Origin of the sequence: Shewanella sp. CAL98-MNA-CIBAN-0140 (genome assembly GCF_040309905.1) — a bacterium.
GTDB lineage: Bacteria > Pseudomonadota > Gammaproteobacteria > Enterobacterales > Shewanellaceae > Shewanella > Shewanella psychromarinicola.
Window position 1 is genome coordinate 1 of record NZ_JBEOPI010000214.1, and the last position, 259, is coordinate 259.

Sequence of the window (259 nt, forward strand, 5' to 3'; positions counted from 1 at the left end):
GGACTAAGCTCATTATTCACTTTTTGTTGCCGTGCCAGTTGCCGCTTGTGCGCTGCGGCGACTCTAATCCGTACTTGCTCTGAAGTTTCACCAGCGCTGCTATTTTGCAGGTCTGCAATCGGTAGCGCTGGCACGGTAATATGTAGATCAATGCGATCAAGCAGTGGTCCTGAGAGCTTATCTTGATAACGCTTAATCTGCTCAGGACGACAGCGACAACGCCCTGATACATCACCATCATAACCGCATGGACAAGGAT

The 259-nt window shown here is 49.8% G+C and carries 1 protein-coding gene; it reads right to left on the minus strand.

Annotated elements, in window-relative coordinates; translation table 11 throughout:
• A partial coding sequence (locus AAEY93_RS20810; RefSeq protein WP_351079592.1) for an ATP-binding protein occupies positions 1-259 on the minus strand: 259 nt, incomplete at both ends.